Raw genomic sequence first — 17,325 nt, 5'->3', positions numbered from 1 at the left:
TTCGATGCTGATCAGGAATTGCGGTTGCGCGCAGATTGACATCTGCTCCCCCGTCGTCCGTCGACGGGAGCGGGAAGTTACTTAAAAATTGCCATTCACCGCTGATAAACGACCTTGCCATCCAGTATTGTCATATCGACAGGAATGTCGCTGAGTTTGTCAGCGTTGATCGTCAGTGGGTCCTGCGCAAGCACGACGAAGTCAGCAAGTTTGCCCGTTTCGATCGAACCTAGCTGCTTTTCCATAAAATTCGCTTCGGCCGACCAGATCGTAAACATGCGGATGCCGTCCATCACGCTGATCGCTTCCTCCGGCTGCACGATCTTTCCGTACTTCGTGTCGCGATGAACGGCCCGCTCGATGGAAAATAGCGGATATGTCGCAAAATTCTGCGTGCCCACGGTATCGACGCCACCAGGAGGGTGCAGGCCGAGACCAATCAGCGTTTTCATCGGGAAAAATTTGACGTTCGGTTCCTTCATGCCGAGGTCCGTCAATCGCCACAGAAAGGCGACCTGTGGGGAGGGGATGACATGGTCGCGCTGCAAACGCGCCAATCGTTCCTGCGTGCGTTGAGGGTCGATCGTCAGATAATGACCAAAATGCTCGATGCGGTCCCTCGCGTCGGCTTTCGGAGACAGTCGGTTGGCGTTTTCGTAGGCTGTAAGCGTCATATCCTGCGCGCGATCGCCATTCGCATGGATTTGAATCTGCCAGCCAGCCTGCCGGACCTTTAGGACGATGTCATTGAGTTGGCTCTGATCCATCATGGGTGTGCCGTAATTGTTGGGCACCCAGGTCGTACCAGCACCTTTCCATTGCGGCCGATAGAGCGCCACGGTCGTTCCCCAGGCACCGTCCATGAATAGCTTGATCGCTCCGACACGAATCCAGTCGTCCCCCATCCCGGTCGTGATGCCGGTCGGTAAGAGCTGGTCTGCGGCAATTGCCCCCTCCATGGGGGAAGTCGTGGCATTCGGGTTTCGGAGGACATAGTTCACACGCACGCGGGTCGGCAACCGGCCTTCCTTGCGCAATTCCTGATAAGCGAGGTAGGTTTTCGGGGGAGACATGTCGGAGACGGTGGTGACGCCTTTTTTAAGATAAAAGTCCTCCAATATCTTTCGCACGCCTTCCTTCATCTCGGGATAGGTGAACTCATGGTTTTTGGGCCACGGGGCCGGAGCATCCCGCACGATCACCACTTCGCCCTGCGCATTGCGTTCATAGCGGCCGCCTGAACTTGCCGGGGGCTCCGGCCAGTTCTTGTCCATCCCCATCACAACCGCAGCTTTATGATTGATGAGCTTGTCGTGCGCGCTCCAGTCGAGGCGTACGGGATTATCCGGAAAAGCCGCGTCGAGTTCCGCTCGCGAGGGCATGACCTGCATATAGGTTCCCTGACCGACCAGCCATGCGCCCGGCGGCAATTTGGCCTGCGCTTCCTTGAGCTTGGCGATGATCGCCTTGCCATCCTTCAGCGGCGGCGCCTGGATATTGATGAAGTTGGCCTCGACGTTGGCCATGCCTTCGACATGCGAATGCGCGTCGATGAAGCCGGGCAGCATGGTTCTCCCCCGCAGATCGACCACCTTGGTCGCGGGGCCGCGCCACGCCTGGACGTCGTCGCTGACGGCGACGATCCGGTTGCCCACGACGGCGACGCTGCTAACGATACTGTCCTTTGGGTCCACTGTAACGATCTTGCCGTTGGTAACGATAAGATCTGCGTAGGTTTGCTCTGCAAAAACAGGCGATGTGGACAGTAACCACACCAAGGCCGATCCACTGAACCCTACCCAATTGCGGTTTTTCATCCCCGTTCCCTGTCCTTCATATATTCGATTACGCGTTCCGCCGCCGAACAATCTTCCTTCGCCCGTTCCGAGTATTCCAATATCCAACCACAAGAAACGGCACGGTATAAGATATGAAGCCCATTTCCTCTCGCCGACTGTATCGTCCGTCATCCGGAGCCTCTTGATCGCAACATGCGATTTTACTTCTACCCCTCGGCCTCGCCATGCAATGGTGTAAACGGCTGTCCGGGTGGTGTCAGAATATCACTGGTCCTGTCATGAGTCACCGATACCGCACCCGGTATATCGCGGCCATTCTGGTGAAAACTTGTTGAATTAAAAGAAGAAATAATGTCAGCAAAGGCATGTCACTTTGTTGCCCGCCTGCGCACCCCTTCCGGGGAGGACCGTGCAAAAATCTGTTGCACGCGGGCGATAGATCGTATCGTTTAAGAGGAATAAGCGCCCTGAAGAGGGATAACCCCTCAGGGAAAATTCGGCGTGTGAAGGGGATTCCGATGATACTTGGAAGACATCGTTTATGCTTGTTCACAAGTGCAGCAATGGTGAGTTTGGGCCTTGCTTCTACAGCAGTTCAGGGCGCCCCACTCCAAGGTGATAGTCAACCTGCCGGACAGTCAACGTCGCCGTCTGATGCGCGTATAAACGACAGCGGCAATGATATTGTCGTCACAGCGACGCGGCAGGAAATGCGCGCCTCCAAAGTTCCGATCAGCATCAGCGCTTATGGCCAGGCCAAGCTTGATCAGCAGGGCATCAAGACTTTCAACGATCTCCAGCGCCAACTGCCCGGCGTCACCATAGATGTCGATACGCGCACCGTAGCGGTACGAGGGATCAGTTCGTCCGCTGGTGCTCCAACGACAGGTGTCTACATTGATGACACGCCGTTTCAGCTTCTGAATATTGGTATCCTCTCGCAAAATGCCTTGCCAACGGTCTTTGATCTGGATCGCATCGAAGTGCTGCGTGGTCCGCAAGGAACCTTGTTCGGTGCTGGCGCACAGGGCGGCGTCGTACGGTACATCACGCCCCAACCCTCGCTGTCTTCGACGAAGATTTACGTCCGCAGCGAAATCGGCGCCATCACGAAGGGTGATTTTGACGCAGAGACGGGCGTCGCGCTCAATATACCTGTCGTCGAGGACAAGATCGCCGTGCGCGTCAGTGCCTTCGCGCGGCGCGATGGCGGCTGGATCGACCAGCTCGATTGGCGAACATACCAGGTCGACGAGAAAGACGCCAATTCCCGCAAGACAGTGTCCTTGCGCGGCGCCGTTCGTTTTGCTTTGGGTGATCTGGAAATCACGCCTTCGCTTCAATATCAATATACGAAGGAGCGAGAGAATTATTTCAATATCGCGGCATCCGACATCAGCGGGGGCGATTTTCGAACTACCGACGCAACCGTCGTGCCGAACCGTGACAGCTGGTATCTGCCGACCATCAAGGCAGAACTGAACCTTGGCGCAGTCGCCGTTCTTTCCAATACTTCCTGGTTCAGACGCCGACAGCGCACCGGTTATAGCGGAACCGACTATCTGGCGCGCTTCTATGACTCGGTGGGCCTTCCGACGCTCAATGACTTTGGCTCGCTGGGCACGCCGATGGGGATCAGGCTTCCGATTGGCGATTATTTTTCCGAAGCGCACATCAACAACAGTCAGAATAATTTCGTTCAGGAAGTTCGCGTTCAGTCAGCCACTGATTCACGTTTGAACTGGGTTATCGGAGGTTTTTACAGCAACAACCGATATAAAAATTATGAAGAGATTGTCGATCCCATGGGTGAGCGCCTCATCCAGGCGTTATATGGCATCAGCTACGAGGATTATTACGGTTCATCCCTTGTAGGAGACCTGAACTATTTCGGGACGAATGGCGTCAAGGATACCCAGCTCGCCATATTTGGCGAGGCGACCTGGGAATTTGTGGACAGGCTAAAACTCACGCTCGGCGCGCGCTATGCGAAGGTGAAGATCAAGTTCCAGAATGACCAGGGCGGCCCCCTTAATGGTGGTCCCACCGGATCGACCGGCCAGCAGTCCGAAAAGCCTTTCACTCCCCGCGCCAGCCTTGCTTTCCAGATCGATCCTGACAACATGGTGTACGCCACCGCCTCCAAAGGCTTTCGCATCGGTGGCGCCAACGCTCCGATCCCGGTGACGCCATGCGCATCCGATCTGGCGCAATTGGGATTGAATCAAGCCCCTTCATCCTATGATGGGGACGTAACATGGAACTATGAAGTCGGGTCAAAGAACAAATTGGGCGATGTCAGCGTTTCCACCAGTGTTTACTATGTGAAATGGACAGGCATTCAGCAGGCTATATCGCTGCCGGTCTGCGGTTTCCGCTACATCGATAATCTGGGCGAAGCGCGCAGCAAGGGTTTTGACCTGCAACTTCAAACCACGATCGGCAATGATTTCGACGTCAATCTGGCGGCGGCCTACACCGATGCACGCCTGACGAAGGCGATCGCGCCGCCGAGCGGGCCAGCGCTGATCGTCAGCCGCGGGCAATCTCTGGGCGCTCCTGAATGGACGCTGGCCGTCGGCGGGCAGTATAATTTCGAGGCGTTGGGCAACAGGAGCTTCGCGCGCGTTGATTACCAGCATATCGATACTTTCGCTGGTCTGACCGCTCAGTTGGATCCCGCGACGACATCTTATGACCCCGCTTTGACGAAGCCTCCCGCGCGGGATTATGTGACGGCCCGCATCGGTACGACCGTCGGCCGCTTCAGTCTTTCCTTCTATGTCGACAATCTGCTCAATTCCAGCGAGCTTCTCACTCGTACCCGTCCCAGTCAGGGCTGGCCCGTATTTTCGGGCACGTCCTGGCGGCCCCGCGCCTTCATTCTGCAAGCGATATTCAAACAATGACCTTCCGGGTACATATCTGTCGATTTGTACGGCGCAGAATGAAGGCGAAGCAAATTCGGGGTGGCCTCATGTCGGCATTCTCATCGGCGAGCCTGGCAGGATGGACCGGTTTGATCGCCCTCGCGGGAGCTCTGCCCGCAAAGGCCGAAACGCCGGTTGTGCCCGCTCGCACGGTGGTGGGGGCATTGCTGGCGGGTATCGCATCGCCAACCCCCAACGTCGATAGTCTGGCCGATCTGTTCGCAGATGACGCGGTCGTTAGTTTCGGTGAATTTGACGAAGCCGGACGCGGCAAATCGGCGGTCATCCAGAAGCTGCGCGAGTTGTTCGCTCGCGGTCAGCGCTACCGGATCAGCGTCCATAGCGCCTATGAGAGCGGCAATGTCGTCGTGAATGATCGCGAAGACACGTCCTTGCTGACAACGGGAGAGCAGGTCCCATTCCGTGTGACAGGGGTTTTCGTGGTGGTCGATGGCAAAATCAGGGCCTGGAGCGATCATGAACCACGCCCCATTCGGCCCGCCAAACCGTGACTGACGCTGTCAACAAGAAGTCAATTTTTACAGAGCCAAGGATGCGATCATGAACGACGACCAACATGAGAACGGCCGTGAGCCCGGCTTGTCCCGCCGCCAGTTGGTCGGGGGTGCCGGATTTCTTGTTGGGGGAGCATCCATCCTGGGCGGCACCGGGATCAGCACGATCGCACAGGCGGCGACGGAGCCGACCGAATCGTCGCCTCCCCTGCCGCCGGGCACTTATTACCCGCCCACGCTGACCGGAATGCGCGGCAGCCACCCGGGTTCATTCGAAGCAGCCCATGCTATTCGGGATGGCTCGGCACTCAAGGAAGCACCCGACATTGGCGAGCGTTATGACCTTGTCGTCGTCGGCGCCGGGATGAGCGGGCTGGCTTCGGCCTACTTCATGAAAAAGAAGGTTCCCAAAGCGAAAATCCTGATCCTCGACAATCACGACGACTTTGGCGGCCATGCCCGCCGTAACGAGACGGATGTCGATGGGCGTACCGTGCTCGGTTATGGTGGGACAATGTACATCCTCAGCCCGCGTGCATACACGGCTGAGGGGCGGCAATTGCTGGCCGATGTGGGCGTCGATATTAAACGCTTTCGGGCGGCGGCGGGACCTCGCAGCGTCTGGCGCGGACTCGATACGGCATTCAACCTTAAACGGGCCGTGTTGTTCGACAAGGCCACATTCGGCGTCGATAAGCTGGTGGTCGATATTCCTGAAGGAGCAGATCGATCGAACCCTAAGGCATGGTCCGCATTTTTGGCCAAGGCTCCCCTGTCCCAGCGCACAAAGGACGATTTGCTTCGTTTGAACACGCGGCCGGTGGATTATCTGGCGGGCATGTCAGCGACCGAAAAGGCCGCCTTGCTGCAAAAGACGAGCTATGCGGACTATCTCACCCGCTATGTGAAGGTGAACCCGGAAGTCATCACCATGATGATCAAGGAGATCCACAGCGGCGTCAACGGGGCAGCCGGTATTGATACGATCAATGCCATGCACGCATTCGAGCGTGGGTTGCCCGGTTTCGCCAAGCTCGGGATCGAGCGACCTGCGTCGCAAAGCTGGATACCGGATAGCGACGGCGACGACATCCATTTCCCGGATGGAAATCATGGGCTGGCCAAATTGCTGGTAAGGTGGCTGATCCCCTCGACTCTGCCTGGCAGCACGCAAGAGGATTCCGTGCTCACCCGCACCGACTACAGCCAGCTGGACCGGCCGGAACATGATATTCGGATAAGGTTGAGCAGCACCGTCGGACGCGTGGTGCACAGCGGAACCCCGGAAAAGTCGACGGGCGTGGAGATTAGTTACATCCGTAACGGCAAGGCGCAAATGGTGCGTGCAGATGCCGTCGTCATGGCCTGTTACAACGCGATCATCCCCTATATCGCTCCGGAAATACCAGAGCCTCAGAAAGCGGCGCTGCACAATGCGGTGCGGATGCCGTTGGTGTACGGGACAGCCGTCGTCCGCAACTGGGAAATGCTGGCCAAGCTGGGCATCGGTGCCGTCAGCTGTCCCGGCAACACCTTCTGGTGGGACACGATCGGTGTGGATTGGCCCTCCAAGGTCGGGGGATATCGACCCGCCGAGACTCCTTCGGATCCCATGCCAATTCACCTTTCAAAGGTTCCCACCAGCCCGGGTTTGAATGCGAAGGACCAGTTCCGCGCCGGGCGCGCGGAACTGTTGGCGACGGATATCGAAACGATCGAGGCGGCGACGCGGGATCTGTTCCGTACCGCGTTCGGGCCGGTCGGTTTCGACGTTGATCGGGATATCGTTTCAATCACCGTCAACCGTCATCCCCACGGCTACGCCGCCTGCGCCAATTCACTATACGACCCGGACTGGGCGCCCGAAGATCGGCCGTGGGTCGTCGGCCGGAAACGTGTCGGCCGAATTGCCATCGCCAATTCCGATGCGGGGGCCATATGCCTAACGCAAGCTGCGTTCGATCAGGCCAATCGCGCCGTGAACGAGATCGTGACGGACGTGATGCAAGCGCTTCATGAATGGCCATGGGGCACACGCATCTAATCAGTGGCATGGGCGGTAGAGGGCGGGGCGTCCTCTACCGAATTGGGGTACACGCCGGGTCGTCAGACAAGCGATAGCTGGTCTTTACTCGTGACGGCGACCGAAGGACCAGGTCACCCCGGCGCTGGAATATGGCGTGATCGGGTTGAACACCGGCCCTATCTCCGCAGAGATGGCGCCATTTGGTGGCGTAAAGGAATCCGGCCTGGGGCGCGAAGCTTCGCGTTAGGGGGCGATGAATTTCTGAACATAAAGATGGTCTGCAGGATCATCGCGCCCGCATGATCGGCGCCCCTTCCCGCGATCATTGCGAGGTCAGATATTCGGCGAGCCGTGCATCGATCGGCGGTGCACGACCCTGATCGTCCGCTTCATCGACCCGCTCCAGTGCGTTCTGCGTATATCGAACGCCTGCCCACCGCAGCGGCTCCCGTTCCCAGCGCGGCGCTTCCGGTCGATGGAACGGCAGGCCTTCCAGGCCTGTGGTCCATCCCCCGATCCGTCCCGCCAGCAGGCGCGCGCACATCGCACTCGTCGCGACGCCGCGGCCCGTATAGCCATATAGCCGCCCGATCCGGCTGACGGGATCGAAATTGACCGAGGGCATCCAGTCGCGTGGAATGCCGAGATAGCCGCCCCACGAATGCGTGAACGAGATGTCATGCAGGGCGGGCCACCATTCCTTCACGGTAGACCGCATCCATACAAAGGTTTCCTCGTCCTGCAACGCGCGTTCCGCCATGTTCGATGCGAAGCGATACGGCGCACCTCGGCTGCCATAGAGTATCCGGCCATCGCGCGTCCGTGTCAGGTAATTTTTCGTGTGAACCTGCGAACTCAGACACTCGCCTTCGGCCCAGCCTATGGCGTCCCACTGCGCAGTCGTCAGCGGTGCCGTCAGCACAATCATCGACGACATCGGCAGCACGTCACGGTGATATTGGGGCATATCCGTCATATATGCCTCCCCTGCCGTCACGACCGCACGCCGGGCGCGAATGGTGCCACGTTCCGTGACGATCGCCGCGTCGTCTCCACCCCGGATAGTCAAGGCGTGCGTCTGTTCGAAGATTGCCGCCCCCATTCGCTCGACCGCCCGCGCCAGCCCGCGCACCAGCTTGCCGGGATGGAGGCTTGCCCCATGACTTGACCGCAACGCGCCCGACAATTTCGTGACATGAACCTTTTCATAGGTTTCATCGGGGCCGAGGAGCTGACTGCCGGTCGAAAGTCCGAGCTTGGCGAAAGTTTCGAAGGTGGAGACAAGCGACGCCATCTGTCCCGGGCTTCGCGCCAGGCTTAGCAGCCCGGTTCGGCGAAAATCGGCATCGATATCAGCCTTGGCGAGAAGTTCCGGGAAATCCTGGACGCAGCGTTGTTGAGCAAGGATCGTCTGACGCGCCAGGTCCATGCCATAGCGCCGGATAAGGGGGCCAGCATCCACTGGAAAGCGCGGAGAGCACCAGCCGCCGTTGCGGCCCGATGCCCCATAGCCGCAGAAATGCTTTTCGACGATTGCAACCCGGAGGCCAGGATTCTCGGTCAGTAGAAAAAAGGCGGTCCACAGACCCGAAAATCCGCCACCTAGAATAGCAACATCGACCAGAGCATCACCGTCTAATGGGGGACGTACTTTAAGATCATCGCCCGATGCGGACAGCCAGTAGTCGCCCTCAATCGTTTGGATTTCTGGGCCGTTGGAAACTGCACGCGACTTGGTCACTGTCCGATGCCCTCGTCATAGACGATGAATAACTTGACGCAGACATCATGCGTTTCCCAGACACCCTGCGTCGATGCGGAAAAATGGACCACGTCTCCTGCGGCGATTTCCAGTGGAGGTCCGTCGTCTGGTGTGAACGTGGCGCGCCCGCTGAGAAAATGACAGAATTCAGCCTGCCACACTTCCCGGCGCCAACGGCCTGGGCTGCACTCCCATATGCCAAAACGGTTCGAGGGATTGGAACCGGAAGTGATCGATGCCGAACGAGCCCGTAGAACGGTATCGGACAGCCGGGGAGCAATGACTTTCGGCGGTCCTGCGGTATCGAGAAGGGTCTGCGGATCGAACAAGACAGCTGGCATTGGGCAATATCCGTGTTTTGATGTCGCTGAACGATGCCTCCTCCGTCCCTCGCGTGACAGTTGTGTATTGCTTCGATGCCGGTGAGTGCCAATCACCATGCTGGCACGATGAGCACGAAATCTGTTGATCCAAACCGGATGGGCGCCGTTCACCACTTTCCCCAAAAGGGGTTGGACCCAATATTACGGAAATCATATGACCGGATCAGGAAGCCAAGAGTTCAGCATGCCCGAAACACGATGTCGCGCGGGTTTTCTTCCGATCGGGTTCTGGTCGAAACCTAAAAAGGGTTGATGACCCGATCCAGAAATTGGCGGGTTCGCGCCGCTTGCGGATTTTCCAGAACCTGCCGCGCCGGGCCATCTTCCACCACGATCCCGTCCGCCATGAAAATGGCGCGATCGGCAACTTCCCGCGCAAAAGCAATTTCATGCGTCACGACGATCATCGTCATGCCGCTTTCCGCCAGCGACTTCATGACCTGAAGGACTTCACCCACGCGCTCCGGGTCGAGGGCGGAGGTCGGCTCGTCGAACAATATGGCTTTCGGGCGCATCGCCAATGCCCGTGCGATGCCGACGCGCTGCTGCTGGCCCCCGGAAAGCTGCCTCGGCATAGCCCCATGCCGGTCGGCCAGGCCGACCTGTTCGAGCAGGGCCATCGCATGGTCTTTTGCTCGCCCCGGCTCTTCCTTGAGCACCTGCACCGGCCCCTCGATGATGTTTTCCAGAACGGTTCGATGCGGCAGCAGATTGAAGCGCTGGAATACCATTCCCACCTGGCGGCGAATGCTGGGATAATTTGCTACCGTGACCGGATGTCCCAGAACATCGATTTCGCCGCCGTCATGACGCTCCAGGCCGTTGATGCAGCGTAGCACCGTGGATTTTCCGGACCCCGAAGGGCCGATGAGACAAGCCACTTGCCCCGGTGGGATCGTGAAACTGACGTCCCGGAGAACGTGGTTCGCACCAAAATGCTTGGTCACCTGAGAGAGGCGGATCATGCGCGAGCCATCCGGCGTTCGAACAGGCGGACCAGCGCCGCAAGGGGCAGGCTTGCAGCCAGATACAGCAGGGCGACCAACAGATAGACCGTTTCATTCTTGAACGTGGATATGGCCAGAAGCTGGCCCGCCCTGGTCAGTTCCGCGATCGTTATGGTCGATGCGATCGACGAATCCTTCAGCAACATCACCGTAGTGTTGCCGAGGGAGGGGAGGGCCGTACGCAGTCCCAGCGGAAACACGATGCGGCGAAAAGCAAGGCCATTGCTCATGCCCAGGGACAATCCAGCCTCGACCAATTGAGGATCGACCGATGCGAACCCTCCGCGAAAATTCTCGGCCTGATACACCGAATAGGCGACGCCCAGCCCGACCACGCCCGCCATGAAAGGCGGCAGGTCGATGCCGAATTCGGGAAGCACGAAATAGACGCAGAACAGCTGAACGATAATCGGAATGCCGCGCACGGTCTGGACGATCGTAACGCTGATCAGGCGCAACAGTCTGGACGGCGAAAGCGCCATCAACGCCCAGATCATCCCCAGCATCAGGCTCAATCCCAACGCGCACAGCGTCAGCAAGATTGTCGTCCCAAGTCCACGCAGCAACAGCGGCATGAACTGCACGGCATCCGGAAGAAACTCGCTCAAATCAACCCTCCAGCTTCCAACGTCGCGCAATATCGAGAAATCGCCCATTCTTCATATGCTCGATCGCCAAATTCACGCGGTGGAGCAGGGGGTCGTCCTTGCGCAATATCAGGCAGAGTTCTTCGCGTGCAGGCGCCTGAAAGCCCGGCGCCAGCCTGACCGCACGCTTCGGGCCTACCCGAAGTTGATAGCGCAATATGGGTGCATCGCCATAACCGGCATCTATACGGCCATTGTCGAGATCGCGAAGGATGTCGAACAGGCCGTCATAGGTCGAGACATTCTGCACACCGGCGTCGCGCAACTGGTCGACGAAACGCGTCCCGACCTGCGCGCCGACACGTAAGTTCCGGACGGCGTGCAGGTCGCGATACATGCGTCGGTCGGCCGCAGGCACGACCAGTGCGGCGGAATAGGCGTAAACCGGTTCGCTGAACGCTACGACCTTCTCACGCTCGGGCGTGCGGAGCATGGCTGCGGCGATGAGGTCGATCTTGTGGGCCAGAAGGGAGGGCAGTAACGCCGAAAAGGGTGTGATCCGCATTTCGGCTTGAAGCGACAGGCTATCGGTGACGGCCTGCGCGATTTCGACGATCGATCCTGTCAGCGCGTTCGTGGCCGGATCAACGAAGCTGAACGGAACGCCTGTCGGCGAAGAGCCGATGATCACTTCGCCGGGCTGCCGGATGCGCCCGCCACACGCGCTCAAGGCGGTCATGCCAAGCGCCGAGGTCAATAGCCTTCGCCGATCCATCGGAACTTCACACAAATTGTCGTTCAAGAATCGTCTCGGCGTTAGTCACAACCATGCCCCTCATTGTGGCTCCAAGAGTAAGAAGCACGTTGCAAGCCGCCAGATGATAAAATCCCGATCTCTGGTGTTTAGGAATCACCGCTCCGGGTTGCGGCAATGGCGTTTTCCAGCCAGCGCCGGAAGCTGGCGATTGAAGTTGCCCGCCAGCAATCCCGGCGCGCCGTAAAATTATAGCTTCCGAGGAACACCTCGGGAAATTGCCCGACTGACACGAGCCGACCGCTGGCTATATCGTTGCTGACAAGCAATGCGTTGGCCAATGCAATACCCTGCCCCTGCCGGGCGGCCGACAAGGTCAGGTGACCCTGGAAGAATTTGGGTCCGGCCAGCGGCCCGATATCGCCAAGACCATGCGCCGCGAACCATTTCCGCCATTGATCGTGGCTTGTCTCATGAAGCAGCGTCTGTCCGACGAGCTCCGCCGGGGTACGGACCACGCCCGTCAGCTCGACAAATTGCGGGCTGGCGACCGCCAGGATCGGCGGTCTGGCGATTTCGACCGAACGAAGTGACGGCAAGACCTGACCGATAGCCCCGTCCGCGACATAATGCAGATATGCGTCAGCTTCATTTGAGCCGAAATCCGGCGCACGATCCGAAGGTTGGAGTTCCAGCTCTATCTGGGCATGCCGTTTGATGAATTCACCGATCTTGCCCGTCAACCATTCCGATGCAAGTCCTGGCGCCACCCACAAGCGCAGGCGGGAATCCTCGTCGCGGCGCATCAGATCCTGGGTCGCACGCGCCACTTCCGCCAACGCCGCGCTGATCCGTTGATGATAAATCCGCCCCTGCGGCGTCAAGGTGCCGTAAGCGCCGCCCACCCTTTCTATCAGCGTCATGCCGGTCCAATGTTCCAGCGCCTGCAAATGACGGCTGACGGCGGCATGATCGACTGACAAGGCAACGGCCGCGCGCCTGATTCCTCCGCAGACCCCGACCGCCTCGAACGCCCTGAGGGCTGCAAATGGTGGGATAGATGCCTTCTGCGTGCGCACCAGGCGCAACGACGCCTCGGCGTCGATCTTTTGGTTCATAATCCAGCCCCCGGAAGCTGTTGCAGCTTGCTCCATCGCATAACAACAACATCGCGAAGCCACTTGGGTGACCGGTTATGCTGTAGCGGAGCGTGCTTGACAACGCGCTTCTGCGTCAGGCGAAGACGCAGCTAATCCAGGAAGTTACGTTTGTGGAATACTGGCAGACGCTGGAGGACGACGACCACGGCATTCCCGGCGTGGTCGCCCAAGTGCGCCAAATCTTTCATTCCTTGAGTGACAGGAGATAGGCAACGATCTCCGCACGCTTCTTCGGGTCTGGAATTCCGATGAACATCCGCGTGCCCGGCACCATCTTGCTTGGCGCCGTCAGGAACTTGTCGAGATTTTCGGCCGTCCATTTCACCTTTGACTGCTTCAACGCAGGTGAATAGGCGAATGCGGTACTGGCAGCCGCTCTATTGCCGACCCCGCTCAGGTTAGGACCCGCTGCGCCCTTAGCGCCGGGTGTGATCGTATGACACATCATGCACCGCTGCTTGAACGTTGCTGCGCCCGCGACCGCAGGCTGAGCCGCCGCTCCCGCAGATGATATGATCATGGTCACTCCGATAACCGCCAGTAATTTCTTATGCATCACCCTGATATACCTCATTCGTTGAACGCTCATGCAGACCAGACCGGCATTGTCGACGACACCGGCAGACGGCGGATTCTTTTGCCACCCAACGCGAAAATGGCGTTGGTGACTGCCGACGCGATGCCGGCGGTCCCGACCTCGCCCACGCCGCCGGGATCGGCTTCGCTAGCCAGAATCTCGACATCCACTTGCGGTGCCGTCGCCATCGTCATCATCGGAAAATCAGCGAAATTGCTCTGCTCGACAGCGCCGTCGGCAATAGTGATCTCACTGAACAGCGCCGCCCCGGCGCCAAAGATGCACCCGCCCTCGATCTGTGCCTTGACTAGGTCGGGATTTATCACCCTGCCGCAGTCGAGCGCGGCCAGCACCTTGCGTACCCTTATGCCACCTTGCTCCTGCGACACATGGGCCGCCAGTCCACAATAGCTTCCGAACGCATGGAACAGCGACAGCCCCCATGCGCCCGATGAGGTTTTGTGGGCTGCCGCCGTCATCATGGTTTCGAGCCGATCGAGAACAGCCAGTGCCCGTTTGTCGCTGAGCATGGCACGGCGATAGGTCATCGGGTTTGCTTTCGCCGCAAATGCGAGTTCGTCGATGAAGCTCTCCACGACGAACAGGCTGCGGGTGGCGCCGACGCCGCGCCACCAGGACGTCGGAATTCCGGATTCGACACGCTGAAACTCGACCTTGAGGTTGGGCAGATCGTAAAGCGGCTTTGCGGCGCATTCCACTGCGTCGCTGTCCACGCCCTTGAACAACTGTGGATACAGGCGCGCTATGATCGAGGAACCGGCGATGCGATGCATCCAGTCGACCGGCCTACCGTGATCGTCGAGGACCGCCTCGATCCGATCCGCATAAGCGGGCCGGTACATGTCGTGCTGCATATCTTCCTCCCGTGACCAGATGACCTGGACGGGTCCTGCCACCTGACGGCCGATCTGCACGGCTCGAAGGATGCCATCGATCTCAAGCCGACGGCCAAATCCGCCACCCATGAGATACACGTTTAGCGTCACGCTGGTGACTGGCAGGCCAAGCTGCTTGGCGACGGCCGCGCGCGCTGTCGTGGCCACCTGCGTGCCGGTCCAGATGTCACATCGTTCGTTCGTGACCTGAACGGTACAATTCATCGGTTCCATCGGCGCATGGGCAAGAAACGGCTGCTCATAGGTCGCCGCTATCCGTCGGCCCGGCACCGCACCCGGTGTTCCGACGCTGCTGGCGACGGCTCCGGGCGCCTCAAGCGCCGCGAGCAACGACGCCCGGATCGCGGCGCTATTGATTGTCGCGGACGGGCCATTGTCCCATTGCGGTTTCAGCAAAGCTGCCGCCTGCCGCGCGTGCGGCATGGTATCGGCGATGACTGCAACAGCATCGTCCAGCCGCACGATCTGGCTGACGCCCGGTGACGCCTTGGCTGCCGCATCGTCCAGCTGAACAAGCTTGCCGCCGAACACCGGGGACTGGATCAGTGTCGCGATGCGTGCACCTGGCACGGCCGCGTCGATGCCGAATACGGCTTCGCCCCGAATTTTCGCGATACCCTCCACGCGAGGAGTGGTGCGTCCGATCAGCTTGAAATGCGGGGGTTTCTTCAGCGGTACGTCGCTGGGCACGGGCAGCTTCGCCGCATCAGGGATCAAGGCAGCATAGCTGACGCTGCGGCCACTTGCGTCGTGGCGCACGACCCCGTTGGCGGTCGAGCAGCTTTCCGGCTTTACGGTCCACCGCGCGGCAGCTGCAGCGATCAGCATCGCTCGCGCCGTCGCTCCGGCACGCCGCATTGGGATCCAGCCGCTTCGGATCGACTGGGAACCGCCCGTTATCTGCGGCCCGTAGCGTTCTTCGTCTGCGGGAGCCTGCCGAAGGCGTACCGCGTCCATGGCGACGTCCAACTCCTCGGCCACCAACATCGCAAGTCCGGTCTGCGCACCCTGGCCCATTTCAATATATGCCATCGTGATCTCAACCGACCCGTCGGCGAGGATCGCGACCCACGCATTGGGTGCGAATCCGGTTTCTCCCGGCGTCTCTGGGACCTTCGCCAGTAATCGCACCGGGATCACCAGGGCCGCCCCGGCCATCACACTCGCACCGAGAAAGTGCCTACGCCCAAAAGCGGGGCGAGATGCATCATCCATGATTATCGGTCTTCGCTGCAAGATGGATCGCCGCCCGGATACGGGGATAGGTGCCGCAGCGGCATAGATTGGTCATCGCTGCGTCGATATCGGCGTCCGTCGGCCGGGGCGTGGACTTCAGCAGTGCGATGGCAGCCATTATCTGGCCGCTCTGACAATATCCGCATTGCACGACGGCCAGCTTTTCCCAAGCCAACTGTACCCGCTGTCCAACGGCATCCGCAGCCGCGCCCTCGATCGTGACTATGCTCGCGTCTCCGATGGAGGCTGTTGGCGTTACGCATGAGCGGCTAGGGCTGCCATCGACCAGCACCGTACATGCGCCGCACTGACCCAGGCCGCACCCAAATTTGGTACCTCGCAACGCAAGTTGTTCCCGCAAGGTCCACAGCAAGGGGGTCTCTTCGTCCGCCTCGACCGACATGCTGCGGCCATTCACGGTGATTTTGTGATCCATGTGGCGCATTCCGAATAAGATACCAGCGACAGCTGGTTCGGCATTACACTGGCATATCCCTAATCCTGGTGACGGTGCCAAATCTTTCGTCCAGGGTGCGCGAATGTCACCATCAACGGATCTATCCTGTCTACCGATTACCAGTCTGTATCTGCATCCCGTTGGAGGGATACGTCCGGCCATGTTGCGCATAGCTACGGCCTTCGCTCGGCAAGGGATCAGGGCATAATGACGCAAGCCATCGCGCAAACGGCGCCTTCCATACCGTCACAGGTAAAGGATTACCTGCTCGCTGGAGACTGGTCCGAATTTTGGTGAGAAATTCCCGGATAGGTTTGGCAGAGGCCAGACGAGGAAGTTGGCGTATGAAGACGTCGAGATTTAGCGAGCAGCAGAGGGCGTTCATTCTCAAACAGGCGGAGGATGGAACGATGGTTGAGGAGGTTTGCCGGAAGGCCGGTCTCTCGATTCGTGGTTGGCACGAGGGGCGATGTCCGGTCACCGCTTAGTGGCAGACGAGGCGAAGACAAGTTGCACCGAACCCAGACTAACGGAGATGCTGGCGGAACCAGTCAGCCATCTCTACCTCTGAGAGTTCGCCGCCAGCAAGGGCGACAAAAGCCACCACCAATTCGGCATCCGTCGCGGCCAACTCGTATCCGTTAAGCATGAGGAATGTTTCGTTCACCACTGCTGCGGTCCGTTTATTACCGTCCACAAAAGGATGGTTTCGCGCGATGCCGAAAGCATAGGCTGCGGCTAAATCCGCGACGTCAGGTTTGCCGTAATTCGCCAGGATCACTGGGCGGGCCATGGCATTATTAAGCAGGCCGGATCGCGTATCCCGTCATCTCCGCCATGCTCCGTCACCTGCTCAGCATGGGCTGCCAAGGCCACCGCTACCGTGACCCAAATCCAGTATTGCACGGGATTATTTGGCGAGTTCGCGCAACGCGCGTTTGCGCCGAAGCATCACTTCACGGGCTGCGGCCATCTGAGCTTCGAACTCTGGTGCCCCAGTCCTCAGTTCGATGCCCCAGGGAGTCGTTACCATCGAGAGCGTCTCACCCACCTGTACATTGAGGTGCGCCAGAACATCCCGGGTGACACCCGCGCTGACTCCGATCTTGGCAATTTTAAGAGCGCCGTTCATACGCATGTTATAACGAAAATGGACGTTAGTGATCAAGGGACGGCGGATCAGGAGTGCGTACGCATTGCGCTTCCCGGTCCGCC

14 protein-coding genes and 3 pseudogenes are annotated in these 17,325 nt (G+C 59.1%); 5 read left to right on the top strand and 12 right to left on the bottom strand.

The window, feature by feature from the left end; translation table 11 throughout:
• Positions 1–95: 95 nt before the first annotated feature.
• Positions 96–1,817, bottom strand: a complete 1,722-nt coding sequence (locus ACZ5TB_RS07465) for an amidohydrolase (protein ID WP_464790724.1) — start codon at positions 1,815–1,817, stop codon at positions 96–98.
• A gap of 692 nt (positions 1,818–2,509) precedes the next feature.
• On the opposite strand from ACZ5TB_RS07465, the gene ACZ5TB_RS07460 reads away from it, so the two are divergent.
• The 4 genes and pseudogenes from ACZ5TB_RS07460 to ACZ5TB_RS07445 form a co-directional block, all read left to right on the top strand.
• Complete coding sequence (locus tag ACZ5TB_RS07460) at positions 2,510–4,708, top strand: TonB-dependent receptor (RefSeq protein WP_464790723.1); 2,199 nt, start codon at positions 2,510–2,512, stop codon at positions 4,706–4,708.
• Positions 4,709–4,746: 38 nt separating this feature from the next.
• Positions 4,747–5,241, top strand: coding sequence for a nuclear transport factor 2 family protein (locus ACZ5TB_RS07455; RefSeq protein WP_464790722.1), 495 nt, complete (start codon positions 4,747–4,749; stop codon positions 5,239–5,241).
• 49 nt (positions 5,242–5,290) lie between these two features.
• Complete coding sequence (locus tag ACZ5TB_RS07450; RefSeq protein ID WP_464790721.1) at positions 5,291–7,288, top strand: flavin monoamine oxidase family protein; 1,998 nt, start codon at positions 5,291–5,293, stop codon at positions 7,286–7,288.
• A 109-nt stretch (positions 7,289–7,397) separates the two neighbouring features.
• A pseudogene (locus ACZ5TB_RS07445) lies at positions 7,398–7,573 on the top strand (aldehyde dehydrogenase family protein); the annotation flags it as partial.
• Between the two features lie 19 nt (positions 7,574–7,592).
• Here ACZ5TB_RS07445 and ACZ5TB_RS07440 read toward each other — a convergent pair.
• The 9 genes from ACZ5TB_RS07440 to ACZ5TB_RS07400 form a co-directional block, all read right to left on the bottom strand.
• Positions 7,593–9,011 (bottom strand): NAD(P)/FAD-dependent oxidoreductase, encoded by a 1,419-nt coding sequence (locus tag ACZ5TB_RS07440; protein WP_464790720.1) that lies wholly within the window; start codon positions 9,009–9,011, stop codon positions 7,593–7,595.
• The gene (locus tag ACZ5TB_RS07435; protein ID WP_464790719.1) at positions 9,008–9,373 is read right to left on the bottom strand and encodes a cupin domain-containing protein; all 366 of its coding nucleotides are present in this window, start codon (positions 9,371–9,373) and stop codon (positions 9,008–9,010) included. Before ACZ5TB_RS07435 ends, ACZ5TB_RS07440 begins: the two co-directional genes overlap by 4 nt.
• Positions 9,374–9,654: 281 nt before the next feature.
• Entirely contained in the window at positions 9,655–10,380 is a 726-nt protein-coding gene (locus tag ACZ5TB_RS07430) for an amino acid ABC transporter ATP-binding protein (RefSeq protein ID WP_464790718.1), read from the bottom strand.
• A complete protein-coding gene (locus ACZ5TB_RS07425) occupies positions 10,377–11,030 on the bottom strand; it encodes an amino acid ABC transporter permease (RefSeq protein WP_464790717.1) in 654 nt (217 codons plus the stop codon). The genes ACZ5TB_RS07430 and ACZ5TB_RS07425 overlap by 4 nt, the downstream gene beginning before the upstream one ends.
• Position 11,031: 1 nt before the next feature.
• Positions 11,032–11,748 carry a substrate-binding periplasmic protein gene (locus tag ACZ5TB_RS07420; protein ID WP_464790716.1) on the bottom strand — a complete coding sequence of 239 codons (717 nt, stop codon included), beginning with the start codon at positions 11,746–11,748 and terminating at the stop codon, positions 11,032–11,034.
• Positions 11,749–11,912: 164 nt separating this feature from the next.
• Entirely contained in the window at positions 11,913–12,881 is a 969-nt protein-coding gene (locus ACZ5TB_RS07415; RefSeq protein ID WP_464790715.1) for a LysR substrate-binding domain-containing protein, read from the bottom strand.
• Positions 12,882–13,107: 226 nt separating this feature from the next.
• The gene (locus ACZ5TB_RS07410; RefSeq protein ID WP_464790714.1) at positions 13,108–13,443 is read right to left on the bottom strand and encodes a c-type cytochrome; all 336 of its coding nucleotides are present in this window, start codon (positions 13,441–13,443) and stop codon (positions 13,108–13,110) included.
• Positions 13,444–13,508: 65 nt separating this feature from the next.
• Complete coding sequence (locus ACZ5TB_RS07405; protein ID WP_464790713.1) at positions 13,509–15,575, bottom strand: xanthine dehydrogenase family protein molybdopterin-binding subunit; 2,067 nt, start codon at positions 15,573–15,575, stop codon at positions 13,509–13,511.
• Between the two features lie 49 nt (positions 15,576–15,624).
• Positions 15,625–16,089 carry a (2Fe-2S)-binding protein gene (locus ACZ5TB_RS07400; RefSeq protein WP_464790712.1) on the bottom strand — a complete coding sequence of 155 codons (465 nt, stop codon included), beginning with the start codon at positions 16,087–16,089 and terminating at the stop codon, positions 15,625–15,627.
• 365 nt (positions 16,090–16,454) lie between these two features.
• Here ACZ5TB_RS07400 and ACZ5TB_RS07395 point away from each other — a divergent pair.
• A pseudogene (locus tag ACZ5TB_RS07395) lies at positions 16,455–16,556 on the top strand (transposase); the annotation flags it as partial.
• Positions 16,557–16,636: 80 nt separating this feature from the next.
• On the opposite strand, the pseudogene ACZ5TB_RS07390 reads toward ACZ5TB_RS07395, so the two are convergent.
• Positions 16,637–17,016 (bottom strand): annotated as a pseudogene (locus ACZ5TB_RS07390) (type II toxin-antitoxin system death-on-curing family toxin).
• A 4-nt stretch (positions 17,017–17,020) separates the two neighbouring features.
• Entirely contained in the window at positions 17,021–17,242 is a 222-nt protein-coding gene (locus ACZ5TB_RS07385; RefSeq protein WP_464790711.1) for an AbrB/MazE/SpoVT family DNA-binding domain-containing protein, read from the bottom strand.
• Between the last annotated feature and the right edge of the window lie 83 nt (positions 17,243–17,325).

This window comes from Sphingobium sp. TomTYG74 (assembly GCF_055393875.1).
Note: the sequence above shows the minus strand (reverse complement) of the source record. Positions and strands in the feature narration are given on the sequence as shown.